The organism is Nonomuraea sp. NPDC049649 (genome assembly GCF_040675175.1).
Lineage (GTDB): Bacteria > Actinomycetota > Actinomycetes > Streptosporangiales > Streptosporangiaceae > Nonomuraea.
The window spans coordinates 63,616-88,769 of the sequence record NZ_JBFAOH010000018.1; the positions used below are offsets into that span (position 1 = coordinate 63,616).

A 25,154-nucleotide genomic window follows, 5' to 3' on the forward strand; every position below is an offset into this window, starting at 1 on the left:
AGCGATGGACCTTTACGTGCCCATCCTGGTGCTCGCCGTTCTCGCGGGGGGCTTCGCGATCTTCTCGGTCGCCATCGCTCCCTTCACCGGACCCAAGCGCTGGAACCGCGCCAAGCTCGACGCGTACGAATGCGGTATCGAGCCGACGCCCCAGCCAGTCGGTGGCGGACGGTTCCCGCTGAAATACATGGTCACGGCGATGCTCTTCATCGTCTTCGACATCGAGATCATTTTCCTCTACCCGTGGGCGGTCTCGTTCGCGCCGCTCACCAACGACGCCGGGCAGGTGATCGTCTCCGGCCTGGGTGTGTTCGCGCTCGTGGAGATGCTGCTGTTCATCGTCACCGTCCTGGTCGCCTACGCGTACGTATGGCGCCGCAAGGGTCTGGAGTGGGACTGACATGGGACTCGAAGAGAAACTCCCCAGCGGGTTCATCCTCAGCACGGTCGAACAGGCCGCCGGCTGGGCTCGCAAGAACTCGGTGTGGCCGGCCACGTTCGGTCTCGCCTGCTGCGCCATCGAGCTGATGGCCACCGGGGCCTCCCACTACGACCTGGCGCGCTTCGGCATGGAGCGCGCTTCGGCGTCTCCCCGCCAGGCCGACCTGATGATCGTCGCGGGCCGGGTGTCGCAGAAGATGGCGCCGGTGCTCCGGCAGATCTACGACCAGATGGCCGAGCCCAAGTGGGTCATCGCGATGGGCGTGTGCGCCTCCAGCGGCGGCATGTTCAACAACTACGCGATCGTCCAGGGCGTCGACCACATCGTGCCCGTCGACATCTACCTGCCCGGCTGCCCGCCGCGGCCGGAGATGCTCATCGACGCGATCGTCAAGCTGCACGACAAGATCCAGAACATGAAGTTCGGCGCGCACCGCGCCAAGCAGATCGAGGAGCTCGAACTGCGGGCGCTCCGTACGCTGCCGCTGATCGACCAGGGGGCGGCCAAGTGACCTCGCCCGACAACCTCCCCGAGGTTCCCGACGCGCAGGTGCCCGAGGCACAGGCGCCGCAGCCGCTGGACGCGCCCGTCGTCCGGCGCGGCATGTTCGGCACCCACGACACCGGCGACACCTCCGGCTTCGGCGGGCTCGTCGTCCGCCGCCCGCCGCGGCTGTCCACGCCGCGCCCGTACGGGGGCTACTTCGACGAGATCGTGGACGCCCTCGACATGGACGACGCCATCGAGCGCGTCGTCGTCGACCGGGGCGAGCTGACCCTGCACGTCAAGCGGGAGCGGCTGGTCGAGGTCTGCCAGAAGCTCCGCGACGACCCGGCGCTCCGCTTCGAGCTGTCGCTCGGCGTCACCGGCGTGCACTACCCGGACCTGGAGGGGGAGGAGCTCCACTCGCTCATCCACCTGTGCTCGCTCACCCACAACCGCCGCGTCCGCGTCGAGACGAGCTGCCCCGACGCCGACCCGCACATCCCGTCGACCGTCGGCGTCTACCCGACGCACGACTGGCACGAGCGCGAGGCGTACGACTTCTTCGGGATCGTCTACGACGGCCACCCCGCGCTGACCCGGATCATGATGCCCGACGACTGGGACGGCCACCCCCAGCGCAAGGACTACCCGCTGGGCGGCATCCCGGTCGAGTACCGCGGCGCCACGATCCCCTCGCCGGATCACAGGAGGTCATACTCATGAGCACCGCCTACGACGAGGCGACCGAAGGCAAGGTCTACTCAGTCAACGGGGGCGACTGGGACGACGTCGTCACCGGCGTCCGCGACTCCCAGGAAGAGCGCCTGGTGGTCAACATGGGGCCCCAGCACCCGTCGACCCACGGTGTGCTCCGGCTGGTCCTCACTCTCGACGGCGAGACGGTCACCGAGGCGCGCAGCGTCATCGGCTACCTCCACACCGGCATCGAGAAGAACATGGAGTACCGCACGTGGACCCAGGGGACCACGTTCGTCACTCGCATGGACTACCTGTCGCCGATCTTCAACGAGACGGCGTACTGCCTGAGCGTCGAGCGGCTGCTCGGCATCGAGGACCGGATCCCCGAGCGCGCCCAGGCGATCCGGGTGATGATGATGGAGCTCAACCGGATCTCCTCGCACCTGGTCGCGATGGGCACGTTCGGCATGGAGCTGGGCGCCACCACGCCGTTCCTGTTCGGCTACCGTGATCGCGAAATGATCATGGACCTGTTCGAGTACATCACGGGCCTGCGCATGAACCACGCGTACGTGCGGCCCGGCGGTGTCAGCGTCGACCTGCCCGCGGGCGCGGTCGACAAGGTCGGCGAGTTCCTCAAGGAGATGCCCAAGCGGATCAAGGACATCCGCAAGCTCCTCGACGAGAACCCGGTCTACCTGCGCCGCACGCAGGACGTGGCCTACCTCGACCTGACCGGCTGTATGGCGCTCGGCGTCACCGGGCCGATCCTGCGGGCCGCGGGCCTGCCGTGGGACCTGCGCAAGTCGCAGCCCTACTGCGGCTACGAGACCTACGAGTTCGACGTCGCCACCCAGAAGGGCTGCGACGTCTACTCGCGCTACCTCGTCCGCATGCAGGAGATGGAGGAGTCCCTCAAGATCATCGAGCAGGCCCTGGACCGCATCGCCGGTCCGCTCAAGGGCGAGCCGGTGATGATCGAGGACAAGAAGATCGGCTGGCCCGCGCAGCTCGCGCTCGGCCCCGACGGGCTCGGCAACTCGCCCGACCACATCGCCCACATCATGGGCACCTCGATGGAGGCCCTGATTCACCACTTCAAGCTGGTGACCGAGGGCTTCCGGGTGCCGGCCGGGCAGGCGTACGTGCCGATCGAGTCGCCCAAGGGCGAGCTCGGCGCGGTCGTCGTCAGCGACGGCGGCACTCGCCCGTACCGCGTCCACTTCCGCGAGCCGTCCTTCAACAACCTTCAGGCCATGCCCGCCATGACGGAGGGCGGGCAGGTCGCCGACGTGATCGCCGCGGTGGCATCAATCGACCCCGTCATGGGAGGTGTGGACCGGTGAGCTACGCACCGGAAGTCCGGGAGCGTCTGGAGAAGGACGCCAAGGAGATCATCGGCCGCTACCCGAAGCCGCGCTCGGCCCTGCTGCCGCTGCTCCACCTCGTCCAGTCGGAGGACGGCTACGTCTCCGACGACGGCCACGAGTTCTGCGCGGAGATCCTCGGCATCAGCAAGGCCGAGGTCGTCGGCGTGTCGACCTTCTACACGATGTACAAGCGCAAGCCGGCCGGCGAGTACCACGTCGGCGTCTGCATCAACGCGCTCTGCGCCGTCATGGGCGGCGACCAGATCTGGGAGGAGCTGTCGGAGCACACCGGGCTCGGCCACGACGAGACCAGCCCGGACGGTAAGGTCTCGCTTGAGCGCCTGGAGTGCAACGCGGCCTGCGACTTCGCGCCGGTCATGATGGTCAACTGGGAGTTCTTCGACAACCAGACGCCCGACTCGGCCAAGCAGCTCGTCGACGACCTGCGCGACGGCAAGGACGTGCGCCCGACCCGCGGCCCGAAGCGGCTGTGCACGTTCAAGGAGGCCTCGCGCATCCTGGCCGGGCTGCCCGACGACCAGGCGGGCGAAGGCCCCTCGGCGGGCGGACCCTCGCTCGAAGGGCTCAAGGTCGCCAAGGCCAACGGATGGAAGGCCCCAGAGGCATGACGACTCTTACTCCGGTCCTGACCGCGAGCTGGGACAGGCCCGACTCCTTCACGATCGAAGGCTACGGCCCGTACGAGGCGGCCAAGAAGGCGCTGGGCATGGACCCCGACGCGGTCATCCAGGCCGTCAAGGACTCCGGCCTGCGCGGCCGCGGCGGCGCGGGCTTCCCCACCGGCATGAAGTGGGGGTTCATCCCGCAGGGCCCAGAAAAAGACGGCACTACCAAGCCACATTATTTGGTTGTCAACGCCGACGAGTCGGAGCCGGGCACCTGCAAGGACATCCCGCTCATGATGGCCAACCCGCACGCGCTGGTCGAGGGCGTCATCATCGCCTCGTACGCGATCCGGGCCAACCACGCCTTCATCTACGTGCGGGGCGAGGTGCTGCACGTGATCCGGCGGCTGCACGCCGCCGTGCGCGAGGCGTACGAGAAGGGCTACCTCGGCACCGACATCTTCGGCACCGGCTACAACCTGGAGCTGGTCGTCCACAGCGGGGCCGGCGCGTACATCTGCGGCGAGGAGACCGCGCTGCTCGACTCGCTGGAGGGCTACCGCGGCCAGCCGCGGCTCAAGCCGCCGTTCCCGGCGATCGCGGGCCTGTACGCCTCGCCCACCGTGGTGAACAACGTCGAGTCCGTGGCGAGCGTGCCCAGCATCATCGCCAACGGCCCCGACTGGTTCGCCTCGATGGGCACCGAGAAGTCCAAGGGCTTCGGCATCTTCTCGCTGAGCGGCCACGTCACCCGGCCCGGCCAGTACGAGGCGCCGCTCGGGATCACGCTGCGCGAGCTGATCGACATGGCGGGCGGCGTCCGGAAGGGACACCAGGTCAAGTTCTGGACCCCCGGCGGCTCGTCCACGCCGATCTTCACCGACGAGCACCTCGACGTCCCGCTGGACTTCGAGGCCGTCGGCGCGAAGGGCTCCATGCTCGGCACCCGCGCACTGATGATCTTCGACGAGACCACCTGCGTGGTCCGCACCGTGCTGCGCTGGACGGAGTTCTACGCGCACGAGTCCTGCGGCAAGTGCACGCCGTGCCGCGAGGGCACCTACTGGCTCAAGCAGGTGCTCAAGCGACTGGAGGCGGGCCAGGGCACCGAGGAGGACCTGGCCACCATCACCGACATCGCCGACAACATCCTCGGCCGCTCGTTCTGCGCGCTCGGCGACGGCGCCACCAGCCCGATCCACTCGTCTGTGAAGTACTTCCGCGAGGAGTACCTCAAGCACTTCGAGGTCGGCGGCTGCCCGTTCGACCCGAAGAAGTCCACTGTGTGGGGTGACCGGTGACCACGACCGATGTAGAGACCAAGCTGGTGACCTGCACGATCGACGGGTTCCAGATCAGCGTGCCCAAGGGCACCCTGATCATCCGGGCGGCCGAGCTGCTGGGCATCCAGATTCCCCGGTTCTGCGACCACCCGCTGCTCGACCCGGCGGCCAACTGCCGCCAGTGCCTGGTCGACATCCCCGACGCGGGCAACGGCCGCGGCTTCCCCAAGCCGCAGCCGTCCTGCGCGATCGAGGTCGCCGAGGGCATGGTCGTGCAGACCCAGCTCACCTCGGCGGTCGCCGAGAAGGCGCAGCGCGGGGCGATGGAGTTCCTGCTCATCAACCACCCGCTCGACTGCCCGACGTGCGACAAGGGCGGCGAGTGCCCGCTGCAGAACCAGGCCATGTCCAACGGCCAGGGCGAGTCCCGCTTCCAGGAGAAGAAGCGGACCTTCGCCAAGCCGCTGCCGCTGTCGACCCAGGTGCTGCTCGACCGCGAGCGCTGCATCCAGTGCGCGCGCTGTATCCGCTTCTCCGACCAGATCGCCGGCGACCCGTTCATCGACTTCTTCGAGCGGGGCGCCAAGGAGCAGGTCGGCGTCGCCGACGGCGAGCCGTTCCAGTCCTACTTCTCCGGCAACACGGTGCAGATCTGCCCGGTGGGCGCGCTGACCGGCGCCGCCTACCGGTTCCGGGCCCGCCCGTTCGACCTGGTCTCCACGCCGAGCGCGTGCGAGCACTGCGCCTCCGGCTGCGCCCAGCGCACCGACCACCGGCGCGGCAGGGTCACCCGCCGCCTGGCGGGCAACGACCCGCAGGTCAACGAGGAGTGGAACTGCGACAAGGGCCGCTGGGCGTTCACCTACGCCACCCAGCCCGACCGGCTCAAGTCGCCGCTGGTCCGCGACGAGGAGGGCAAGCTCGTGCCCACCTCGTGGCCGGAGGCGCTGAGCGTGGCGGCTGAGGGGCTGTCGGCCGCCCGCGGCAAGGCGGGCGTGCTGGTCGGCGGCCGGCTCACGGTCGAGGACGCCTACGCCTACGCCAAGTTCGCCCGCATCGCGCTCGGCAGCAACGACATCGACTTCCGTGCCCGGCCGCACTCCGCCGAGGAGGCCCGCTTCCTCGCGCACGCGGTCGCCGGCACCGGTATCGAGATCTCCTACGACGACCTGGAGAGCGCGCCCGCGGTGCTGCTCGCCGGGTTCGAGCCGGAGGAGGAGTCGCCGATCGTCTTCCTGCGCCTGCGCAAGGCGTGGCGCAAGCGCGGGCTCAAGGTCACCTCGATCGCCCCGTTCGCCTCGCCGGGCCTGGTCAAGATGGGCGGCACGCTCATCCGCACCGCCCCCGGCGGCGAGGCCGAGGCGCTGGCCGAGCTGGCCGGCACGCTCGCCGAGGGCACGATCGTGCTGGCCGGCGAGCGGCTGGCCACCGCCCCCGGCGCGCTCTCCGCGCTGGTGCGGCTGGCCGGCTCCGGGGCCAGGGTCGCCTGGATCCCGCGCCGGGCCGGTGAGCGCGGCGCCGTCGAGGCGGGCGCGCTGCCCAACCTGCTGCCGATCGGCCGCCCGGTCGACGACGCGGAGGCCAGGGCCGAGGTCGCCCGGGCGTGGGGCGTCGCCTCGCTGCCCGCCGAGCCCGGCCTCGACACCGCCGGCATCCTCGCCGCCGCCCGTGAAGGCGAGCTCGACGCCCTGGTCGTGGCCGGGGTCGACCCGTACGACCTGCCCGACCCGGCGGGGGCGCTGGAGGCGCTGGAGCGGATGCCGTTCATCGTCAGCCTGGAGACCCGCGCCAGCGCGGTCACCGACCGGGCCGACGTGGTGCTGCCCGTCGCCACCGTCCAGGAGAAGGGCGGCACGTTCGTCAACTGGGAGGGCAGGGGCCGCTCGTTCGAGGCGCCGTTCAAGGTGCCCGGCCTGCAGAGCGACCTGGCCGTCATCGGCAACCTGGCCGACCGGATGGACGTCCACCTGGGGCTGCCCGACGTCGCCGCCGCGCGCCGCGAGCTGTCGGCCATCGGCGCCTGGCGCGGCACCCGCGTCGCCGCCCCGGCCGTCGCCGCCCGCGCCCGGCCCGAGCCCGCCGCGGGCCAGGCCCTGCTGGCAACCTGGCACCTGCTGCTCGACGAGGGCCGCCTCCAGGACGGCGAGCCGTACCTCGCGGGCACCGCCCGCCCGGCCGAGGCCCTGGTCTCGGCGGGCACGGCGGCGGAGATCGGCGTCGCCGACGGTGACAAGCTCGTCGTCGGCGGGCCCGGGCCCAACGCCGTCACGCTGCCCGTCCGCATCGCCGACCTGCCGGACCGCGTGGTCTGGGTGCCGTCGAACTCGGGCGGCTGCTCGGTCACCCGCGACCTGGGCGCGGTGGCCGGCGACATCGTCACGATCGGGAGCGCCTCATGACCCACGTTCTCGCGGCCGATCCGACCCTCGCCGACTTCGGCAAGGACCCGCTCTGGATCACCATCATCAAGGCCGTGATGCTCTTCGCCTTCATCATGGTGGGCATCCTGCTCGGCGTCTGGTACGAGCGGAAGCTGATCTCCAGGATGCAGCACCGCTACGGCCCGAACCGGGCGGGCAAGTTCGGACTCCTGCAGTCCGTCGCCGACGGCCTGAAGATGGGGCTGAAGGAGGACCTGACGCCGAACACCGTCGACCGGGTCCTCTACCTGCTGGCCCCGATCATCATGGTGGTGCCGGCCTTCCTGGCCTTCTCCGTGGTGCCGTTCGGGCCGATGGTCAACCTGTTCGGCGTGGAGACGCCGCTGCAGCTGCTGGACCTGCCGGTGGCGGTGCTGTTCGTGCTCGCCATGAGCGCCGTGTCGGTCTACGGCGTGGTGCTCGCCGGCTGGTCCTCGCGCTCGCCGTACTCGCTGCTCGGCGGTCTGCGCTCGGCGGCCCAGGTGGTCTCGTACGAGATCGCGATGGGCCTGTCGTTCGTGGCCATCTTCCTGTTCGCCGGGACGCTGTCCACCTCGGAGATCGTCGCGGCGCAGGAGCAGACCTGGTACGCCGTGCTGCTCATCCCGTCGTTCCTGGTCTACGTGGTCACCATGTTCGGCGAGGCGGCCCGGATCCCGTTCGACCTGCCCGAGAGTGAAGGCGAGCTGGTCGGCGGCTTCCAGACGGAGTACTCCTCCTCGCTGAAGTTCGCGCTGATCATGATGGGCGAGTACGTCCACACCTTCACCGCCTCCGGTATCGCCGTCACGCTGTTCCTCGGCGGGTGGCGGGCGCCGTTCCCGATCTCGATGTGGGAGGGCGCCAACGCGGGCTGGCTGCCGGTGCTCTGGTTCCTCATCAAGTTCATCCTGGTGTTCAGCTTCATCGTGTGGGTGCGGGCCGCGCTGCCTCGCGTCCGCTACGACCAGCTGATGGCGCTGGGGTGGAAGGTGCTGATCCCGGTCAACCTGGCGTGGATCCTGCTCGTCGCCGCCGTGCGCAACTTCATCTTCGTGAACAACGGCACCTTCGACGGCAACCTGTACGTCTCCGCCGGGCTAGGCGCGATCGTCATCATCGGCGCGCTGGCCATCTGGATGCGGTTCGACACCGTCAACCAGCGGCGCAAGGAGGCCAGGCAGGCCGAGGTGGACGCCGAGTTCGAGGAGCTGTCCGACGAGCCCACGGCGGGTGGCTTCCCGGTGCCGCCGCTCGACCTGCCGCACTACCACGGGGCGCAGCACAAGGAGATTCCCAGTGGGACTAACTGATTGGCTGAACCCCGTCAAGGGCTTCGGGGTCGTCTTCCACCACATGTTCAAAAAGCCCGTCACGACCAACTACCCGGAGGAGAAGAAGCCGACGGCTCCCCGCTTCCACGGCCGCCACCAGCTCAACCGCTGGCCCGACGGCCTGGAGAAGTGCGTGGGGTGCGAGCTCTGCGCCTGGGCGTGTCCGGCCGACGCCATCTACGTCGAAGGCGCGGACAACACCGAGGAGGAGCGCTACTCCCCGGGCGAGCGCTACGGGCGCACGTACCAGATCAACTATCTGCGGTGCATCCTCTGCGGGCTCTGCATCGAGGCGTGCCCGACCCGGGCGCTCACGATGACGAACGAGTACGAGCTCGCCGACAGCAGCCGTGAGGCGCTGATCTACACCAAGGAGATGCTCCTCGCCCCGCTCACGCCGGGCATGGAGGAGCCGCCGCACCCGATGCGTCTGGGCGAGACCGAAGAGGACTACTACCGGCTGGGGCGGTCCAATGGGTGAGACCATCACGTTCTGGGTGCTCGCCGTCGTGTCGGTCGGCGCGGCTCTCGGCATGGTCTTCAACAGGAAGGCCGTCTACTCGGCGCTGATGCTCGGCCTGGTGATGCTCTGCCTGGCGGTCCTGTACGCGGTGCAGGAAGCGCCGTTCCTGGCCGCGGTGCAGATCATCGTCTACACCGGCGCCGTCATGATGCTCTTCCTGTTCGTGCTCATGCTGGTGGGAGTCGACAGCTCCGACTCGCTGGTCGAGACACTGCGCGGGCAGCGGTTCTGGGCGGCCGTCGCCGGGCTCGGCTTCGCCGGGCTGATCGTGCTGGCCATCGGCAGCGCGGTCTTCGCCCCGGAGGCCGGCCTCGCCGCCGCCACCGGGCAGGCCGGCTACATCCGGTCCATCGCGCTGCTGCTCTTCAGCGAGTACGTGTTCGCCTTCGAGATCACCGCGGCGCTGCTCATCACCGCCGCGCTCGCCGCGATGGTGCTGACGCACCGCGAGCGGGTGGCCAAGAAGGCCACGCAGAAGGACCTGTCCCGGGCCCGGTTCCTCGGCGACCGGCCCACGCCGCTTCCTGGTCCTGGCACGTACGCCCGGAACAACGCGGTCGACATGCCGGCGCTGCTGCCCGACGGGTCGGTCTCCGAGGAGTCGGTCAACCCGTACATCGCCCGCTACGACGTCGAGCAGGACCGGCTGCCGAAGGACCCGAAGTTCGCCGAGGCCATCCGGCAACGGGCTGAGGAGGAGTCCGAGTGACCACGCATTACCTCATCCTGTCGGGGCTGCTGTTCTCGATCGGGGCCGTCGGCGTGCTGACCCGGCGGAACGCGATCGTGGTGTTCATGTGCGTCGAGCTCATGCTCAACGCCTGCAACCTCGCGTTCGTCACCTTCGCCAGGCAGGTCGGCAACCTGGAAGGCCAGATCATCGCGTTCTTCGTGATGGTGGTGGCCGCGGCCGAGGTCGTCGTCGGCCTGGCCATCATCGTGACGATCTTCCGAACCCGCAGGTCCGCGTCCGTCGACGACGCCAACCTGCTGAAGTACTAAGAGGTGACTGGTGGATCCTGTTGAGATCATCCAGCACACCGCCGGTGGAGTGATCGGCCTGTCCTGGCTGATGATCGCCATCCCGCTGCTGGGGGCGACCATCCTGCTGGTGCTCGGCCGCCGCACGGACCGGTGGGGCCATCTGCTGGGCGTGGCCATGTCCCTCGCCTCGTTCGTCGTGGCGGTGCTGGCGTTCGTCGAGCTGCTCGGGCTTCCGGAGGGGCAGCGCCGCCAGGCGGTGCACCTGTGGGAGTTCATCCCGGGAATGGTCGACATGGGGCTGCTCATCGACCCCCTGTCGATCGCCTTCGCACTGCTGATCACCGGTGTCGGATCGCTGATCCACATCTACTCGATCGGCTACATGCAGAACGATCCCGACCGGCGCAGGTTCTTCGCCTACCTGAACCTGTTCGTGTCGGCCATGCTCCTGCTGGTGCTGGCCGACAACTATGTGGGGCTGTTCATCGGCTGGGAGGGCGTCGGACTCGCCTCGTACCTGCTGATCGGCTTCTGGCAGTTCAAGCCGTCGGCGGCGGTCGCGGCCAAGAAGGCGTTCGTGGTGAACCGGGTCGGTGACTTCGGCCTGCTGGTCGCCATGTTCATGATCTGGACCACGTTCGGCACGCTCGCCTTCGGCGGGCTGACGCCGGTCACGGAGGAGAACCCGACCACGCTGGCCATCGGGCTGCTTCTGCTGCTCGCCGCCTGCGGCAAGTCGGCGCAGCTGCCGCTGCAGTCCTGGCTCCTCGACGCGATGGAGGGCCCGACCCCGGTCTCGGCCCTGATCCACGCGGCGACGATGGTCACCGCCGGCGTCTACCTGGTGGTCCGCTCGGGCGCGTTCTTCTTCCCGCAGGGGTCGGGCGCGGCGCTCGCCGTCGCCATCGTCGGTGCGGCCACGCTGCTCGCCGGTGCGATCATCGGATGTGCCAAGGACGACATCAAGAAGGGCCTCGCCGGCTCCACGATGTCGCAGATCGGCTACATGATGCTGGGCGCGGGTCTCGGCCCGGTCGGCTACGCCTTCGCCATCGGCCACCTGATCACGCACGGCTTCTTCAAGGCCAACCTGTTCCTCGGCGCCGGCTCGGTCATGCACGGCATGAACGACGAGGTCGACATGCGCAAGTACGGCGGGCTCCGCAAGTACATGCCGGTCACCTTCGCCACGTTCTTCATCGGCTACCTGGCGATCATCGGGTTCCCGCTGCTTTCCGGCTACTTCACCAAGGAAGGCATCATCGAGACCGCGGTGCAGGCCCAGCCGGTCCTCGGCTGGCTGGCCGTGCTCGGCGCGGGCATCACCGGCTTCTACATGTCGCGGATGGTCTTCATGACCTTCTTCGGCGAGAAGCGCTGGGAGAAGAACGCCCACCCGCACGAGTCGCCGTCCGTCATGACGGTCCCGCTGATCGTGCTGTCGATCGGCTCGGTCTTCCTCGGCGGCTACCTGATCCTGAGCAACCGGCTCATGGACTGGCTGGCCCCCGCCGTGGGCGCGCCCGCCGTCCGGCCCGAGTTCCACTTCACGAGCACGACCGGCATCGCCACGCTCGCGCTCGTCGCGGTCGGCGCGGCCTACGCCTGGTACAAGTACGGACGCTCCGAGGTGCCCGCCGTGCAGCCGCGCGGCTCGTTCCTCACCACGTTCGCCCGGCGTGACCTGTACGGCGACGCGATCAACGAGTCGCTCATCATGCGTCCCGGCCAGTGGCTGACCCGCCTCGCGGTGTTCTTCGACAACCGCGGCATCGACGGTGTGGTCAACGGGCTGGCCGCGGGAATCGGCGGCAGCTCGGGGCGCCTGCGCAGGCTCCAGACGGGCTTCGCCAGAACCTACGCGCTGTCCATCCTGTTCGGTGCCGCGGTCCTGACCGGCGCCCTGCTCCTCGTAGGGAACATCTGATGTCGTCACTCTGGCTCCCGACACTCATGGTGGTGCCCGTGCTGGGCGCCATCGTGGTGGCACTGCTCCCGAAGGGCAGCACCACCCTGGCCAAGCAGGTCACCCTGCTGGTCTCGCTGGTGGTGATGGTCCTCACGCTGGTGATGGCGTTCCAGTTCCCGAACGCCGCCGGTGACCGCTTCAAGTTCGAGGCCACGTACTCCTGGATCCCAAGCTTCGGGGTCAACTTCGGCGTGGGCGTCGACGGCATCGCGCTGGTGCTGATCGCGCTCTCGGCGGTGCTGGTGCCGATCGTGGTGCTGGCCTCCTGGCACGACGCCGACGGGGTCAAGGCCGCCGACGGCACCGTGGTCGCGCCGAAGCGCTCGGTGAAGACGTACTTCTCGCTGCTGCTCGTGCTCGAGACGATGATGATCGGCGTCTTCGCGGCGACCGACGTCTTCCTGTTCTACGTCTTCTTCGAAGCCATGCTGATCCCGATGTACTTCATGATCGGGTCTTATGGCGGCGCCCAGCGGTCCTACGCGGCGGTCAAGTTCCTGCTGTACTCGCTGTTCGGCGGGCTGCTCATGCTGGTGGCCGTCATCGGCATGTACGTGGTCGCCGACAAGGGGACGTTCATGTTCCCCGAGCTCGTCGGGGCGATCCAGGACCCGGCCACGCAGAAGTGGCTGTTCGCCGGGTTCTTCATCGCCTTCGCCATCAAGGCGCCGCTCTGGCCGGTGCACACCTGGCTGCCCGACGCGGCCGCCCAGGCGCCCGCCGGGGCCGCGGTGCTGCTGGTCGGCGTGCTCGACAAGGTGGGCACGTTCGGCATGCTCCGCTTCTGCCTGGAGCTGTTCCCGGACGCCTCCAAGGCGTTCACCACGCCGATCATCGTGCTGTCGGTCATCAGCATCATCTACGGCGCGATCGTGGCCATCGGGCAGACCGACATGAAGCGGCTCATCGCCTACACGTCGATCTCCCACTTCGGCTTCATCGTCATGGGAGTGTTCGCCATGTCCCAGGTCGCCCAGGCCGGGGCGGCGCTGTACATGGTCAACCACGGCTTCGCCACCGGCGCGCTGTTCCTGGCGGCCGGGTTCCTCATCGCCCGGCGGGGCTCGCCGCACATCGCCGACTACGGCGGCGTCCAGAAGGTCGCGCCCGTTCTGGCCGGCTTCTTCCTGATCGCCGGACTGTCCGGGCTCTCCCTGCCGGGGCTGTCGTCGTTCGTCAGCGAGTTCATGGTGATGATCGGCACCTACTCCAGCCAGGCGTTCGGCTCCGGGGCGCTCACCGTGGCGGCGATCTTCTCCGCGGTGGCCGTCATCCTGGCCGCCGTCTACATCCTGTGGATGGTGCAGCGGGTGCTGAACGGCCCGACCGCCGAGCCGGTCAAGGCGTTCAAGGACCTGAACGCCCGCGAGGTGTGGGTCCTGGCTCCGCTCATCGCACTCGTCATCGGCTTCGGGTTCTTCCCCAAGCCGCTGCTTGACGTGATCAACCCGGCCGTATCCGCCACTCTGGTCAACGTCCAGGTTGAAAACCCGGGCGTCGCTGAGAAGGGAGCCGGGCAGTGAACCCGACCATCCCATTCCCGACGATCGAGTTCGGCACGCTCGCGCCGATGCTGCTGGTCTTCGGCGCGGCGATCATCGGCGTCGCCGTGGAGGCGTTCGCGCCTCGCTACCTGCGCCGGTCGTTCCAGGTGCCGCTCACCCTGCTCTCGCTGATCGGCGCCTTCGCGCTGGTCATCGTGCAGGTCGTGCGTGGCGACGTGCCGAACGCGCCGGTCGCCATGGGCGCGCTCGCGATCGACGGGCCCACCCTGTTCATCTGGGGCGTCATCCTCGTCCTGGCCGCGGTCTGCGTGCTGCTGATCAACGACGAGGGCCACTTCGTCTCCTCGGCGGCCTCCGTACCCGGCAGCCCCGACGAGGAAGGGGCCGAGCGGGCCGGCCACGAGCACACCGAGGTCTACCCGCTGGCGCTGTTCGCGGTGGGCGGCATGCTGCTGTTCCCCGCCGCGAACGACCTGCTGACGATGTTCGTCGCCCTGGAAGTCATGTCGCTGCCGCTCTACCTGCTGTGCGGCCTGGCCCGCCGGCGCCGCCTGCTGTCGCAGGAGGCGTCGATGAAGTACTTCCTGCTGGGCGCGTTCTCCTCGGCGTTCTTCCTGTACGGCACCGCTATGCTCTACGGCTACTCCGGCACGGTGAAGTTCGCCGGGATCAACCAGGCGCTGGCGCGCGGCGCGCTGCTCGACCCGCTGCTGCTGCTCGGGTTCGCGCTGCTCGGCGTGGGCCTGCTCTTCAAGATCGGTGCGGCGCCGTTCCAGGCCTGGAAGCCGGACGTCTACCAGGGCGCGCCGACGCCGATCACCGCCCTCATGGCCTCCGGCACGATGGTGGCGGCCGTGGGCGCGCTGCTGCGGGTGTTCTGGGTCGGCCTGGGCAACCTCGACTGGAACTGGCGTCCGGTGCTGTGGGCCGTCGCCGCGCTGACGATGCTGGTCGGCGCCGTGATCGCCATCACGCAGACCGACATCAAGCGGATGCTGGCCTACTCGTCCATCGCGCACGCCGGCTTCCTGCTGGTGGGTGTGATGGCGACGTACGGCACCGCCGAGGGCAACGCCGTGTCGCTGCAGGCGATCCTGTTCTACCTGCTGGTGTACGGCATCGCGACCGTCGGTGCCTTCGCCATCGTGACGCTGGTGCGCGACCCGGGCGGCGAGGCCAACCACCTCTCGCGCTGGGCGGGCCTGGGCAAGCGGGCGCCGGTCCTGTCCGGGATCTTCGCCTTCTTCCTGCTGGCCTTCGCCGGGATCCCGCTCACCAGCGGCTTCTTCGGCAAGTACGCGCTGTTCACGGCGGCCATCGGAAGCGGCCAGGAGGCGGGCGACCCGCTGGGCGCCTGGATGACCGGGCTGGTCGTGCTGGGTGTCATCGCCTCGGCCATCGCGGCGTTCTTCTACGTCCGCGTGATCGTGCTGATGTTCTTCAGCGAGCCGGCGGCCGACGGCCCGGCGATCGCGGTGCCGAGCACCGGCACCGTGACCGTCATCGCGCTCTCGCTGCTGGTTACGGTAGGGGTCGGGGTGTTCCCGGAACCCGTACTCCAGCTCGCCGACACGGCTGCTTCCAGCCTTTTCGTTAGATAGGGGAAAACCATATGTCCGCGCCTCCCGTTGTTGACCTTCCTATCGAAGACGAGCGGCTGGCGCAGGATGTGGCCAACGGTCTGGCCGCGGTCGAGAAGCTGCTGCGCTCGTCGGTGGAGAGCGAGGACGCCTTCGTCACGGAGGCGTCCAAGCACCTCATCGAGGCCGGTGGCAAGCGCTTCCGCACCCTGATGGTGCTGCTGGCGGCGCAGTTCGGTGACCCGTCGGCGCCGGGTGTGGTGCCCGGCGCCGTGGTCATCGAGCTGACTCACCTCGGCTCGCTCTACCACGACGACGTCATGGACGAGGCGCGGGTACGCCGCGGCTCGCCGTCGGCCAACGCCCGGTGGGACAACACCGTGGCGATCCTGACCGGCGACTACCTGTTCGCCCAGGCCTCCGACCTGCTCGCCGACCTCGGGCCCGAGCTGATCAGGATCCAGGCCCAGACGTTCTCCCGCCTGGTGCAGGGGCAGATCCGCGAGACGATCGGGCCGCGCGCCGGCGACGACCCGATCGCCCACTACCTCAACGTGCTCGCCGACAAGACCGGCTCGCTGATCGCGGCGGCCGGGCGGTTCGGCGCGCTGCTGTCGGGCGCGCCCGCCGACGTCGAGGAGCGGCTCAGCCGCGCCTGCGAGGCCATCGGCGTGGCCTGGCAGCTCGGCGACGACCTGCTGGACGTCGCCTCCTCGGCCCGGCAGTCGGGCAAGACGCCCGGCACCGACCTGCGCGAGGGCGTCAAGACCCTGCCGGTGCTCTACGTGCTGGCCGACGACCCGGCGTCCCGGCTCGGGAAGCTGCTCGCCGGGCCGGTGGCGGAGGAGAACCTCGACGAGGCGCTGACGCTGCTGCGGGCCCACCCCGCGATGGAACGGGCCAGAGGCGACCTGGACGCCTGGGTCGACCGGGCCCGGGCCGACATCTCCGGCCTCCCCGACATCCCGGCCAGGGCCGCGTTTTTGACGCTATGTGACTACGTGGTCGAGCGGTCTGGCTGATCGGCTGACGCGGGCGGCCCGCGCCGCCCGCAGGCTGTCGTACGTGAAGACGACCAGCGCCAGCCAGACGATGCCGAACCCCAGCCACCGGCTCGGCGGCATCGTCTCCTTCACGATCAGCACCCCGCACAGGAACTGCAGCACCGGCGCGATGTACTGCAGCACCCCGATCGTGCTCAGCGGCACCCGGATCGCGGAGGCGGTGAAGAACAGCAGCGGCACCGCCGTGATCACGCCGGCGCCGACCATCAGCGCCACATGCCAGCCGCCCAGGTGACCGAACGTCCCCTGCCCTCCGGCCTCCAGGAACCCGACGTACGCGAGCGCGGGCAGCAGCAGCACCAGCGTCTCCACCGTCAGACTCTCGGCCGCTCCCACGTTCGCCTGCTTCTTGATCAGACCGTACAGACCGAACGAGACGGCGAGCACCAGCGCCAGATACGGCGGCCGGCCGTAGTCGGCGGTCAGCACGATCACGGCCAGCGTGCCGAAGCCCACCGCCGTCCACTGCAGCGGCCGCAGCCGCTCCCGGAGCAGCAGCACCCCGAACACGACGCTCACCAGCGGGTTGATGAAGTACCCGAGCGCGGCCTCCACCACGTGACCGGTGTTCACCGCGTAGATGTAGGTCCCCCAGTTGGCCGTGATGACCACGGCGGCCAGGGTCAGCAGGGCGAGCTTGCGCGGCTGACCGGCCAGCTCCCGCACCCACGACCAGTGCCGTCTCAGGGCGAGCACCGCGACGACGGTGAGCAGGGACCACACCATCCGGTGGGCCAGGATCTCGACGGCCCCGGAGGGCTTGAGGAGCGGCCAGTAGAGGGGGAACAGGCCCCACATGGCGTACGCGGCCACGCCGTAGACCACACCGCGCCGTAGTTCAGGCATGAACCCCATCCTCCGGCATCAGCACCTTTGAGCACAAATGCTCAGTCCTAATCGGAAATATGTAGAGATGGTTAACCGTTGACGCGGCTGTACAGTGGACTGTGGAGGTGCTCCAGATGGGCTGGCTGTTCGGAACCAAGACGACCATGGTCACACCCGAGGAGGCCCTGCCGGGCCGCCCCGACCCGATGCCCGTCCCGGCCCGCCACGCGGTCCTCGACGCCCCCCTCGCCCCGCCCTACCCCGACGGCTACGAGATCGCCGACTTCGGGCTCGGCTGCTTCTGGGGCGCCGAGCGCAAGTTCTGGCAGACCCCCGGCGTCTACAGCACCGCCGCCGGCTACCAGGGCGGCTACACGCCCAACCCCACCTACGAAGAGGTCTGCTCCGGCCGCACCGGCCACACCGAGGTCGTCCGGGTCGTCTACAACCCGGCCGACATCTCGTACGAGCAGCTACTCAAGGTCTTCTGGGAGGCCCACGACCCCACCCAGGGCATGCGCCAGGGCAACGACGTCGGCACCCAGTACCGCTCGGCGATCTACTACCACACGCCGGAGCAGCGGGCGGCGGCGGAGGCGTCACGGGACGCGTACGAGAAGGTGCTCGCTGAGGCGGGGTACGGGGCTATCACGACGGAGCTGGCGGAGGCCAAGCCGTTCTACTTCGCTGAGGAATATCACCAGCAGTACCTTTTCAAGGTGCCTGATGGGTATTGCGGCATCGGCGGTACTGGCGTGGCCTGCCCGGTGGGCCTGACCTCCGGCGAGGCGTAAACCTGCGGGGGCCCCCTGATCGCCTGGTCTGGCGGTGTCGATTAAGACCCAGAGCGCGCCAAAGGGCACGGCATGCTGACCCAAGGCGTGTCCTCCTGGCGCGCTTGAACGAGCGACCGGGTGTCTTCGCCCGGTCGGCAGCCCCTGTCTGTGACGGCCTTGCGGAGATCCACGCCTTCTTCGCCCATCAGGGCCTTAGGGCAGCAGCACGCCCATGGTCCTGTTGACGGCCGTGTGCGCCGTAAGCCGCTAGCGATTTTGCTTGCGTTTATTTCGCCTGTTGCGGATACTGCGAAGAGGGGGTGACGTCATGAATGACGTGCAGGCCAAGCGAGTTCAGCCGGGGAGCATCGACGCCCAGGTAGCCGGTCGCGCGGTACGCCGGATCAAGGATTACCTCATGCGGTATCCCGAGCAGCCGACCGTCCGGGTCGCCGGAGAACACGGTAGTGAGGATCCGTTGATCCTGCCTCGCGAAGCCGTGAGTCTGCTCGCCTTCATCCTCGCCCAAGCAGCCGAAGGGCGCGGAGTCACGGTGATTCCGTCACATGCTGAGCTGACGACACAGCAAGCGGCGGACATGCTGAACGTCTCACGCCCGTACGTGATCAAACTTCTGGAGGCGGGAGAAATCCCCTTCCGGTTGATTGGCAAGCACCGCCGAATCAGGTACGAGGATCTTCAGGAGTACAAGCGTCGCGACGACGCCAAGCGCCGGACCGCGGCCGACGAACTCGCCGCGCTGGGGCAAGAGCTGGGCATCTGAGCCATGACATTCGTCGTGGTCTACGACGCGAACGTGCTGTACGGCAACACGGTGCGTGACCTGCTCATTCGCCTCGCCATGACGGGACGCGTGCAAGCCAGGTGGACCAACAGAATCCTTGACGAGATGCAGCGCAACCTTGCCGCCAACCGGCCCGACATTCCTGCGGAGAAGCTCGGCAGGCTCCGCTGCCTGATGAACTCCGCTGTCCGAGACTGCCTCGTCGAGGGGTACGAGCCACTGATCGAAGGGTTGAAGCTTCCCGACGCCGATGATCGGCATGTGCTGGCTGCGGCGATCAAGGTGGGCGCGGGGGTGATCGTTACATCGAATCTCAAGGACTTCCCTGCTGACTACTTAGCTCCATGGGATATCGAGGTGAAGTCGCCCGACGACTTCGTGCTGGACCAAATCGACCTGGACGGAAGGGTCGTTTGGGCTTGTGTGCAGCAGATCGCGGACTCGCGGACCAGCCGCCGGAGACCGTTGATGACGTGCTCGACGCTTTGGAGGCGGCGGGCCTCGTCGAAGCGGTCGCTGCTCTTCGAGCCGGCTGAAGTCCTCCCAGGCTGGTTCTGTAGCGCGAAGTGAAGCGCTACCACCAGCAGTACCTTGTTGCGGCATCGGCGGCACCGGTGTGGCCTGCCCCAGGCGCAACTGGACGGCGCGTACTTCTCCGACTGCGTGCTGCTGGGGATCGGTGGTGTCGCCAGTCTCAGGGGCGCGATCGTCAGCAGCCGGAACGTGCAGGGACTGGGGTTCGCGCTGGCCGGCGCGCTGGGCATCCTCATCGAGGAGTAGAGCTTGGCGCTCCACTCCTTCGAATAGGTCAGCGGCGAGGCTTGCCGCTCACCCCGCCGAACAGGGCGAGGCCCTTCACCACGAGTACCGGCGCCGAGGGGTCGGGGTTCGCGCTGCCGTGGACGTCGAAGCCGCCGAAGATGCCGACGCCCTTGCTCCGCACCTCCATCCCCTCCGGGACGACGATCTCGGCCCCGCCGAAGATGGCGGTGACCTTGATCTCGACCTCCTTCGCCTCGAACTCGGCGTCGCTCAGGTCGAAGCGCATGCCGCCGAACATGGCGAACGCCCTGGTCAGGCGCCGCACGCGCCAGCGGCCCTTGCGCTCGGTGCCGCCGAAGACGGCGATGACGTTGTCCGGCTCGGAGCTCGTGGCCGGCGTGATCAGGTTGGCCGCCGCCGGGCGCTGGTCGACCTGGAGGTCGTGGGTGAGGAGCTGGAGTTCTCCCACGGTCTTGGCCTGGTAGAGCTTGTCGAGGCGTTCGGAGTACTCCTCGTGGCTCAGCTGGCCGGTGCTCATCGCTTCACCGAGCACGGCGGCGATCTGTTCCCGGTTGCTGTCGGAGGCGCGCAGATGCGACAGCTGGGAGTCCCTTGGCGAGGGGCGGTTTTCCATAGGAATCACGATAGTACGCGTTTGTCTCCGTTGGGAGTCCACGTGGGTCGCCGGTCATCTCTGCATGAGTCACGTCTGGTCAGCGGCGCCAGTGGCCGCCGAGGCAGGTGTAGGTGCGGCCGTTGGATGCGATGCCGACCGCGCCGGGTGTCCCGCAGAAGCCGCCCGGGTGTGCGCGGGCGAGGGGGGCCGGTTCTGGCCGGGGCTTGCGGGTGGGTTTCGGGTGATGGCGTTTCTGGGAGGTGCCGCGGTCGCGTGTCTTCGGACGGCGGCGCTCCTGGGTGGGCTTGCGCTTGTGCGTCCGTTGCTCGGCGGTGTCGCGGTTGTGCGTATTCGGGCTGCGTCCCACGTCGGCGTAGAGGTTACGGGTCTTCGGTACGACGTCGCCGGCTTTGTCGAGATCCTGCACGGGCTCCGGAGTCCAGGAAGGGGTGTGCGTCAGTGAGGGGGCCGGGTGGGAGGCGGCGGGAGGTTTTGGATCGTTCCCGGAGAGGAGGGCGCCGCAGCTGACCAGGACGAGGAAGACGGCTGCGAGGCAACCGCAGCCCTTCGCCTGATCGCGAGCAGCCGCCTTGTTCTTGGCCATCAACGCTTCCTCTCCGGATCCGCTTGAACACGAGCGGTAGGTGGGACGCTGAGGTGCGCTGATTGGTTCGCGGGGTGGACGACTTACGACGGACTGCTTGCTCGGTCGGCGGAGGGTTCGGTGGTCTTCGTACGAGTCATCCACAAATAAGCGAGGGCACCGAGGAAGAGGACGATCGAGGTCCACTGGTTGATGCGCAGGCCCAGGAGGGTCACCGCGTGGTCCACGCCGCCCACCGGGTCGATGCGCAGTCCTTCGATCCAGAAGCGGCCGAGCGTGTAACCCGCGACATAGAGGGCGAAGAGGCGGCCGTGCTCCAGAGCGGATCGCCGGCCCACCAGGAGAAGGGCGAAGCCGAGCGCCGTGGTCCACAGCGACTCGTACAGAAAGGTCGGGTGGTAGAGGACGCCGGGCTCGCCGCCATGTGCCGGGTCGATCTCCAGGCCCCACGGCAGCGTGGTGGGCGAGCCGTACAGTTCCTGGTTGAACCAGTTCCCCCAGCGCGCGATCGCCTGCCCGAAGGCGAGGCCGGGCGCGACCGTGTCGGCGACGGCGCTCAGCGACAGGCCGCGGCGGCGGCAGGCCCACCAGACGCCGACGCCGCCCAGGGCGACCGCGCCCCAGATGCTGAGCCCGCCTTCCCAGATGAACAGCGCCTGGTAGGGCTCTTTGATCGCGCGCGGGCCGAAGTAGGTCTGCCAGTCGGTCATGACGTGGTAGACGCGCGCGCCGACCAGGCCGAAGAGCACGCCGGGGACGGCGATGTCGCCGATCGTGCCTTTCTCGCCGCCGCGGGCCTGCCAGCGGCGCTCGCTGAGCCAGATGGCGAAGAGGATCGCGACGACGAAGCAGAGCGCGTAGGCCCGGATCGGGATGAACCCGAGATGCCAGACCGCCTGGGATGGGCTCGGGATCGAGGCTGGGGGCATGGGGTGAGAGTAGCCGACCGCGCGCTGTCCGAAATTGCGCGCATGATGGCCTTTCCGACACTCGTGCCGCGGAGTCGCCGCCGCCAGCATGTTCCCCGTGGAAGAGACTGTGATGGTGTACGGCGCGAACGGGCACACCGGCCGGTTCGTGGTGACGGAGCTGCGGCGGCAGGGCTTCGTCCCGATCCTGTCGGGCCGGGACGAGGGCAGGCTCAAGGCACTGGGGACGGAGGTCCGCCCGGCGCCGGTGGACGACCCGGGGGCGCTCGATCGGGCGATGGCCGGCGCGGCGGCGGTGATCAACTGTGCCGGGCCGTTCGCGACGACGGCGGGGCCGGTGATCGAGGCGGCGCTGAGAGCCGGGATCCCGTATGTGGACGTGGCGGCCGAGATCGAGGCGAACGCCGACACGTTCGCGCGCTTCGCGGACCGGGCGCGCGAGGCCGGGGTCGCGGTCGTCCCGGCGATGGCGTTCTTCGGCGGCCTGGCCGACCTGCTGGCCACCACGGCTATGGGCGACTGGACGGCGGCCGACGAGGCGCACGTCGCCTACGGGCTGAGTAGTTGGCATCCCACGCCCGGCACCCGCATGGCAGGTCAGGTCTCGGGGGAGCGGCGGAACGGCCGGCGGGTCCGCTTCACCAAGGGCGAGCTGGCCTACCACGACGACGAGCCGCCGACCCTGCGCTGGCCCTTCCCCGAGCCGATGGGTCCCCGGGAGGTCATCGCCGAGTTCACGATGGCCGACGTCGTCACGATCCCCAGCCATCTGCCCATCCCGGAGGTCCGCTCGTACATGACGGTCGAGGCGGCGCAAGACCTGGCCGCGCCGGACACGCCGGCGCCGGTCGCGGGGTCCGGGCAGACGTTCCTCGTGGACGTCGTCGTACGATCCGGCGGCGAGGAACGGCGGGCGGCGGCGAGCGGACGGGACATCTACGCCGTCAGCGCGCCGCTCGTGGTCGAGGCGGTGCGGCGCGTCCTGACCGGCCGGACCGCGACCACCGGCGTCGCCTCCGCCGGGAAGATCTTCGACGCGCCGGACTTCCTCCGCGCGCTCTCCGCGCACCTGAAGCTGCTCGGATAAGTGTGTCGACGCCGCCATGCGGCTGGCACGCCTCGAACAGGCAGGCGTACCGGTCGTGGAGCGCTACTGAGAAGAGCCCTGACGCTGGAGCAGGAGGGTGACGAAGCCCAGGACGCCGCGGTAGCCGTGCAGCCACATGTCGCGGTGCTCGCGGGCGGCCGCGCGGACGGTGTCGGCGTCCGGGCCGGGGTGCTCGTTGGCCCAGCGCAGCAGCGTCCCCGTCCAGGACCACTCGTAGTCATCCCATTCGGACAGGTCGCTGGTGTAGGCGTAGACGGTGTCGAAACCGCACGATTCAGCCAGGGCGACGGTGCCGGGCAGGTCGAAGAAGTCCGACGGGGAGGCGCCGAGCCGGGTGAGCGCGTCCGGGGTCGGCTCGCGTTCCCAGAACCCCTCGCCGATGAGCGCCAGCCCGTTCGGCTTCAGGTAGCGGCGGACGTGCTCGGCGGTGGCCCGGAGCCCGCCGAACGCGTGCGTCGCCCCGACGCAGAGCACCAGGTCGTACGTCTCCGCCACCGGGAAGTCGGCGGCCGGTTTCTCGTGCAGCCGGATGCGTTCCCAGAGGCCCTGGCGGTCGGCGTGCTCCTCGGCCGCCCTGAGCGCCTCGGCGGAGATGTCGACGCCGTCGGCGGTCGCGTCCTCGTAGAGCGCCAGCGCGCGCAGGGTCCAGGCCGCCTCGCCGCAGCCCAGGTCGAGGATGCGAGCCCCCTCGGGCAGCCGGGCGCGGCGCAGCAGCCGGGTCACGTGCGCGCCGGAGACCGGTGCGGCGATGGGGTGGTCGCGGTGGGCGAGGTGGCTGATCTGCTGGCGGTCCATACGGCTCATCCAAGCCGACCGCTCAGAGCGCGTCGCCAGGGACGTCGCGCCGAACGCGATCACGAGCATGAGCAGCGGCCGGGTGCGCCGCCACAGCAGCGTGGGGATCAGCCCGAGAGTGAGCAGCACCGACGGCAGATCCGCCCCCCGCACCCCTTCGAGCACCGCGACCGGCACCAGCACCCCCACGAGCGCCCAGTCGCGCCACACCCGCCTCGGCGGATCCGGGGGACGGGGTTCATGCCAGAGGGAGCGGACCACGCCGATCACGTGCTTCATCGTACGAGAGCACCCTCACGTACGGGCACCCTCACGTACGGGACCCCCACGTACGGGACCCCCACGTTGGGGGCCCATCTGCGATCATGGGGTGGTGACGCACTTCACAGTCCGCTTACGCGGCTACTACCGCCACCAGGTCGACCAGCTGGCCGAGCGGGTCCAGCGGGCGCTCGCCGGTGAGGACGAGCCGATCAAGGAGCTCCGCGACGACCTCGACGGGGCACAGTTCGACATCGTCCTGCGCGGCTACGCTCGCGAGGAGGTCGACGCGGCCGTACGGCGGTGGATCCAGCAACTGGACGCGCGCCCATAGCCCCCTTGATGCGGGGTGAGCAGCAGGAGGCCGACCGCGTTCTTGGTCAGGCGCAGGTCCTGCACCACCCTGGTCGCCGGAGTGTCGGTGACGGTGTCTATTTCGCGGGTGAAAGATGTCGAGGCGTTCACCGTCGACGCTGGGTTTGAGCATGCCCAGCATCACCACGACGTGCCCGAACGGCAGGCGGACGCCGTCCACGCCCTCCAGGAACCTGTCCTTCCGGAAGTTCTCGCCGTGGTGGACCAGCCACTGGAACGGGAGTGATCGGCGAAGCAGGGGCGATCTTCGCGCGGCAACTCACGACGCCCGCGGAGGCCCGCCGGTAGTCGAGGACGTTCCAGGCCGGGGCGATCGTGTCCGGAAAGGACCGCCCCGGCTCCTGGATCTCTACCGACAGTCACGCGCGCAGGTCGTCCGTGCACCCGGGTGAGTGTCAGCTCGTGGCCTGCCGGAAGAACTGTTCGGCGCTGGTCGGCGTGACGTCGGGGTAGCGGTGGTTGTCGAGCGGGTCGAGCTTCCCCTTCCCGGTGACCATGGCCAGGGTGTACTGCAGGAGGATGTACTCGAACGGGTCGGTGGCCACCGCCTTGAGGCGTTCGATCTCGGCGCTGAGGTCGTCCGTGCTGCCGAGGCACCGTGCCTCAAGCCGCCGCCCGGAGCCGCGCTCCATGGCCTGGTGCAGTTCCTTCAGCGTCAGCACCTCGCCGACGACCCGCACGGTGCGTCCGGCGGTCGAGGGGTCGAGGGCTACTTCGGCGGTCCATTCGGCGGTGTCGCCGTAGGTGGTGAAGTCGACGGGCTGATCGCCGTCACCCCAGTAGCTGAAGACGCCGGACTCCCAGTCGATCCACTTGTACCAGGGCATGTTCAGCACCTCGAGGAAGGCGCCGATGAGGATCGGCGTGGATGCCACGGTGCTGCCGCGGGTGAGATCGCCGGCCTTTTTGCGCAGGTCGACGACCTCGTTGTCGCCGTAGTCGAGCCGGTCCATCGCGAGGGAGAAGTCCGAGGGGATCCAGCGCGGAACCCCGGCCTTCTGGATTTGATGCGCCGGGTGCGGCGGGGACAC

At 69.0% G+C, this 25,154-nt stretch carries 28 protein-coding genes; 22 read left to right on the forward strand and 6 right to left on the reverse strand.

Features of this window, described 5'->3' with window-relative positions; all coding sequences use genetic code 11:
- Positions 1 to 4 precede the first annotated feature (4 nt).
- The 15 genes from AB0J42_RS22555 to AB0J42_RS22625 all read left to right on the forward strand — a co-directional run bounded on the left by AB0J42_RS22555 (position 5) and on the right by AB0J42_RS22625 (position 16,222).
- On the forward strand, positions 5 to 400 hold the full coding sequence (locus AB0J42_RS22555; RefSeq protein WP_364297389.1) for an NADH-quinone oxidoreductase subunit A: 396 nt from the start codon (positions 5 to 7) through the stop codon (positions 398 to 400).
- A 1-nt stretch (position 401) separates the two neighbouring features.
- Positions 402 to 953, forward strand: a complete 552-nt coding sequence (locus AB0J42_RS22560) for an NADH-quinone oxidoreductase subunit B family protein (protein WP_364297391.1) — start codon at positions 402 to 404, stop codon at positions 951 to 953.
- 92 nt (positions 954 to 1,045) lie between these two features.
- Positions 1,046 to 1,651 (forward strand): NADH-quinone oxidoreductase subunit C, encoded by a 606-nt coding sequence (locus AB0J42_RS22565; RefSeq protein ID WP_364297543.1) that lies wholly within the window; start codon positions 1,046 to 1,048, stop codon positions 1,649 to 1,651.
- Positions 1,648 to 2,973 (forward strand): NADH-quinone oxidoreductase subunit D, encoded by a 1,326-nt coding sequence (locus AB0J42_RS22570; RefSeq protein ID WP_364297393.1) that lies wholly within the window; start codon positions 1,648 to 1,650, stop codon positions 2,971 to 2,973. The genes AB0J42_RS22565 and AB0J42_RS22570 overlap by 4 nt, the downstream gene beginning before the upstream one ends.
- Positions 2,970 to 3,626 (forward strand): NADH-quinone oxidoreductase subunit NuoE, encoded by a 657-nt coding sequence (nuoE, locus tag AB0J42_RS22575; RefSeq protein WP_364297395.1) that lies wholly within the window; start codon positions 2,970 to 2,972, stop codon positions 3,624 to 3,626. Before AB0J42_RS22570 ends, nuoE begins: the two co-directional genes overlap by 4 nt.
- Entirely contained in the window at positions 3,623 to 4,924 is a 1,302-nt protein-coding gene (gene nuoF / locus AB0J42_RS22580; RefSeq protein ID WP_364297397.1) for an NADH-quinone oxidoreductase subunit NuoF, read from the forward strand. The genes nuoE and nuoF overlap by 4 nt, the downstream gene beginning before the upstream one ends.
- On the forward strand, positions 4,921 to 7,305 hold the full coding sequence (locus AB0J42_RS22585) for an NADH-quinone oxidoreductase subunit G (RefSeq protein ID WP_364297399.1): 2,385 nt from the start codon (positions 4,921 to 4,923) through the stop codon (positions 7,303 to 7,305). Before nuoF ends, AB0J42_RS22585 begins: the two co-directional genes overlap by 4 nt.
- Positions 7,302 to 8,618, forward strand: coding sequence for an NADH-quinone oxidoreductase subunit NuoH (gene nuoH / locus AB0J42_RS22590; RefSeq protein WP_364297401.1), 1,317 nt, complete (start codon positions 7,302 to 7,304; stop codon positions 8,616 to 8,618). The genes AB0J42_RS22585 and nuoH overlap by 4 nt, the downstream gene beginning before the upstream one ends.
- The gene (gene nuoI / locus AB0J42_RS22595; protein ID WP_364297403.1) at positions 8,605 to 9,120 is read left to right on the forward strand and encodes an NADH-quinone oxidoreductase subunit NuoI; all 516 of its coding nucleotides are present in this window, start codon (positions 8,605 to 8,607) and stop codon (positions 9,118 to 9,120) included. Before nuoH ends, nuoI begins: the two co-directional genes overlap by 14 nt.
- A complete protein-coding gene (locus tag AB0J42_RS22600; RefSeq protein WP_364297405.1) occupies positions 9,113 to 9,871 on the forward strand; it encodes an NADH-quinone oxidoreductase subunit J in 759 nt (252 codons plus the stop codon). Before nuoI ends, AB0J42_RS22600 begins: the two co-directional genes overlap by 8 nt.
- The gene (nuoK, locus tag AB0J42_RS22605; RefSeq protein ID WP_364297407.1) at positions 9,868 to 10,164 is read left to right on the forward strand and encodes an NADH-quinone oxidoreductase subunit NuoK; all 297 of its coding nucleotides are present in this window, start codon (positions 9,868 to 9,870) and stop codon (positions 10,162 to 10,164) included. The genes AB0J42_RS22600 and nuoK overlap by 4 nt, the downstream gene beginning before the upstream one ends.
- Positions 10,165 to 10,234: 70 nt before the next feature.
- Positions 10,235 to 12,073 carry an NADH-quinone oxidoreductase subunit L gene (gene nuoL / locus AB0J42_RS22610; RefSeq protein WP_364297545.1) on the forward strand — a complete coding sequence of 613 codons (1,839 nt, stop codon included), beginning with the start codon at positions 10,235 to 10,237 and terminating at the stop codon, positions 12,071 to 12,073.
- Entirely contained in the window at positions 12,073 to 13,638 is a 1,566-nt protein-coding gene (locus AB0J42_RS22615; protein WP_364297409.1) for an NADH-quinone oxidoreductase subunit M, read from the forward strand. The genes nuoL and AB0J42_RS22615 overlap by 1 nt, the downstream gene beginning before the upstream one ends.
- Positions 13,635 to 15,221, forward strand: coding sequence for an NADH-quinone oxidoreductase subunit NuoN (nuoN, locus tag AB0J42_RS22620; RefSeq protein WP_364297411.1), 1,587 nt, complete (start codon positions 13,635 to 13,637; stop codon positions 15,219 to 15,221). Before AB0J42_RS22615 ends, nuoN begins: the two co-directional genes overlap by 4 nt.
- An 11-nt stretch (positions 15,222 to 15,232) precedes the next feature.
- The gene (locus AB0J42_RS22625) at positions 15,233 to 16,222 is read left to right on the forward strand and encodes a polyprenyl synthetase family protein (RefSeq protein ID WP_364297413.1); all 990 of its coding nucleotides are present in this window, start codon (positions 15,233 to 15,235) and stop codon (positions 16,220 to 16,222) included.
- Here AB0J42_RS22625 and rarD read toward each other — a convergent pair.
- Positions 16,190 to 17,110: an EamA family transporter RarD gene (gene rarD, locus AB0J42_RS22630; protein WP_364297415.1), complete on the reverse strand. Its 921-nt coding sequence runs from the start codon at positions 17,108 to 17,110 to the stop codon at positions 16,190 to 16,192. The genes AB0J42_RS22625 and rarD overlap by 33 nt on opposite strands.
- Before the next feature lie 116 nt (positions 17,111 to 17,226).
- Between rarD and msrA the strand changes: the two genes are divergently transcribed.
- From msrA to AB0J42_RS22650, 4 genes are all read left to right on the forward strand, one after another.
- The gene (msrA, locus tag AB0J42_RS22635) at positions 17,227 to 17,886 is read left to right on the forward strand and encodes a peptide-methionine (S)-S-oxide reductase MsrA (protein ID WP_364297417.1); all 660 of its coding nucleotides are present in this window, start codon (positions 17,227 to 17,229) and stop codon (positions 17,884 to 17,886) included.
- 310 nt (positions 17,887 to 18,196) lie between these two features.
- A complete protein-coding gene (locus AB0J42_RS22640; protein WP_364297419.1) occupies positions 18,197 to 18,652 on the forward strand; it encodes a helix-turn-helix domain-containing protein in 456 nt (151 codons plus the stop codon).
- A gap of 3 nt (positions 18,653 to 18,655) precedes the next feature.
- Positions 18,656 to 19,243, forward strand: coding sequence for a PIN domain-containing protein (locus AB0J42_RS22645; RefSeq protein WP_364297421.1), 588 nt, complete (start codon positions 18,656 to 18,658; stop codon positions 19,241 to 19,243).
- A 21-nt stretch (positions 19,244 to 19,264) separates the two neighbouring features.
- Positions 19,265 to 19,453 (forward strand): hypothetical protein, encoded by a 189-nt coding sequence (locus tag AB0J42_RS22650; RefSeq protein WP_364297423.1) that lies wholly within the window; start codon positions 19,265 to 19,267, stop codon positions 19,451 to 19,453.
- A 28-nt stretch (positions 19,454 to 19,481) separates the two neighbouring features.
- On the opposite strand, the gene AB0J42_RS22655 is transcribed toward AB0J42_RS22650, so the two are convergent.
- The 3 genes from AB0J42_RS22655 to lgt form a co-directional block, all read right to left on the reverse strand.
- Positions 19,482 to 20,069: a DUF1707 domain-containing protein gene (locus tag AB0J42_RS22655; protein WP_364297425.1), complete on the reverse strand. Its 588-nt coding sequence runs from the start codon at positions 20,067 to 20,069 to the stop codon at positions 19,482 to 19,484.
- 79 nt (positions 20,070 to 20,148) lie between these two features.
- Positions 20,149 to 20,655, reverse strand: coding sequence for a hypothetical protein (locus AB0J42_RS22660; protein WP_364297427.1), 507 nt, complete (start codon positions 20,653 to 20,655; stop codon positions 20,149 to 20,151).
- A gap of 83 nt (positions 20,656 to 20,738) precedes the next feature.
- Positions 20,739 to 21,584, reverse strand: a complete 846-nt coding sequence (lgt, locus tag AB0J42_RS22665; RefSeq protein WP_364297429.1) for a prolipoprotein diacylglyceryl transferase — start codon at positions 21,582 to 21,584, stop codon at positions 20,739 to 20,741.
- A gap of 97 nt (positions 21,585 to 21,681) precedes the next feature.
- Between lgt and AB0J42_RS22670 the strand changes: the two genes are divergently transcribed.
- Positions 21,682 to 22,671 carry a saccharopine dehydrogenase NADP-binding domain-containing protein gene (locus tag AB0J42_RS22670; RefSeq protein ID WP_364297431.1) on the forward strand — a complete coding sequence of 330 codons (990 nt, stop codon included), beginning with the start codon at positions 21,682 to 21,684 and terminating at the stop codon, positions 22,669 to 22,671.
- A gap of 63 nt (positions 22,672 to 22,734) precedes the next feature.
- Here AB0J42_RS22670 and AB0J42_RS22675 read toward each other — a convergent pair whose 3' ends face one another.
- Complete coding sequence (locus tag AB0J42_RS22675) at positions 22,735 to 23,766, reverse strand: class I SAM-dependent methyltransferase (RefSeq protein ID WP_364297433.1); 1,032 nt, start codon at positions 23,764 to 23,766, stop codon at positions 22,735 to 22,737.
- 94 nt (positions 23,767 to 23,860) lie between these two features.
- Between AB0J42_RS22675 and AB0J42_RS22680 the strand changes: the two genes are divergently transcribed.
- Positions 23,861 to 24,082 (forward strand): hypothetical protein, encoded by a 222-nt coding sequence (locus AB0J42_RS22680; RefSeq protein ID WP_364297435.1) that lies wholly within the window; start codon positions 23,861 to 23,863, stop codon positions 24,080 to 24,082.
- A 108-nt stretch (positions 24,083 to 24,190) separates the two neighbouring features.
- On the forward strand, positions 24,191 to 24,349 hold the full coding sequence (locus tag AB0J42_RS22685; RefSeq protein ID WP_364297437.1) for a hypothetical protein: 159 nt from the start codon (positions 24,191 to 24,193) through the stop codon (positions 24,347 to 24,349).
- Between the two features lie 169 nt (positions 24,350 to 24,518).
- Here the strand turns inward: AB0J42_RS22685 and AB0J42_RS22690 are convergent, their stop codons facing one another.
- Entirely contained in the window at positions 24,519 to 25,154 is a 636-nt protein-coding gene (locus AB0J42_RS22690; protein WP_364297439.1) for an NmrA family NAD(P)-binding protein, read from the reverse strand.

Bases quoted from the DNA above. Each gene is read 5' to 3' on its own strand.
- AB0J42_RS22555 (WP_364297389.1), top strand. From the start codon at position 5: ATGGACCTTTACGTGCCCATCCTGGTGCTCGCCGTTCTCGCGGGGGGC.
- AB0J42_RS22655 (WP_364297425.1), bottom strand. From the start codon at position 20,069: ATGGAAAACCGCCCCTCGCCAAGGGACTCCCAGCTGTCGCATCTGCGC.
- AB0J42_RS22600 (WP_364297405.1), top strand. From the start codon at position 9,113: ATGGGTGAGACCATCACGTTCTGGGTGCTCGCCGTCGTGTCGGTCGGC.
- nuoF (WP_364297397.1), top strand. From the start codon at position 3,623: ATGACGACTCTTACTCCGGTCCTGACCGCGAGCTGGGACAGGCCCGAC.
- AB0J42_RS22565 (WP_364297543.1), top strand. From the start codon at position 1,046: ATGTTCGGCACCCACGACACCGGCGACACCTCCGGCTTCGGCGGGCTC.
- AB0J42_RS22675 (WP_364297433.1), bottom strand. From the start codon at position 23,766: ATGAAGCACGTGATCGGCGTGGTCCGCTCCCTCTGGCATGAACCCCGT.
- msrA (WP_364297417.1), top strand. From the start codon at position 17,227: ATGGGCTGGCTGTTCGGAACCAAGACGACCATGGTCACACCCGAGGAG.
- AB0J42_RS22560 (WP_364297391.1), top strand. From the start codon at position 402: ATGGGACTCGAAGAGAAACTCCCCAGCGGGTTCATCCTCAGCACGGTC.
- AB0J42_RS22640 (WP_364297419.1), top strand. From the start codon at position 18,197: ATGAATGACGTGCAGGCCAAGCGAGTTCAGCCGGGGAGCATCGACGCC.
- rarD (WP_364297415.1), bottom strand. From the start codon at position 17,110: ATGCCTGAACTACGGCGCGGTGTGGTCTACGGCGTGGCCGCGTACGCC.
- AB0J42_RS22660 (WP_364297427.1), bottom strand. From the start codon at position 20,655: ATGGCCAAGAACAAGGCGGCTGCTCGCGATCAGGCGAAGGGCTGCGGT.
- nuoL (WP_364297545.1), top strand. From the start codon at position 10,235: ATGATCGCCATCCCGCTGCTGGGGGCGACCATCCTGCTGGTGCTCGGC.
- AB0J42_RS22645 (WP_364297421.1), top strand. From the start codon at position 18,656: ATGACATTCGTCGTGGTCTACGACGCGAACGTGCTGTACGGCAACACG.
- lgt (WP_364297429.1), bottom strand. From the start codon at position 21,584: ATGCCCCCAGCCTCGATCCCGAGCCCATCCCAGGCGGTCTGGCATCTC.
- nuoH (WP_364297401.1), top strand. From the start codon at position 7,302: ATGACCCACGTTCTCGCGGCCGATCCGACCCTCGCCGACTTCGGCAAG.
- AB0J42_RS22615 (WP_364297409.1), top strand. From the start codon at position 12,073: ATGTCGTCACTCTGGCTCCCGACACTCATGGTGGTGCCCGTGCTGGGC.
- AB0J42_RS22625 (WP_364297413.1), top strand. From the start codon at position 15,233: ATGTCCGCGCCTCCCGTTGTTGACCTTCCTATCGAAGACGAGCGGCTG.
- AB0J42_RS22570 (WP_364297393.1), top strand. From the start codon at position 1,648: ATGAGCACCGCCTACGACGAGGCGACCGAAGGCAAGGTCTACTCAGTC.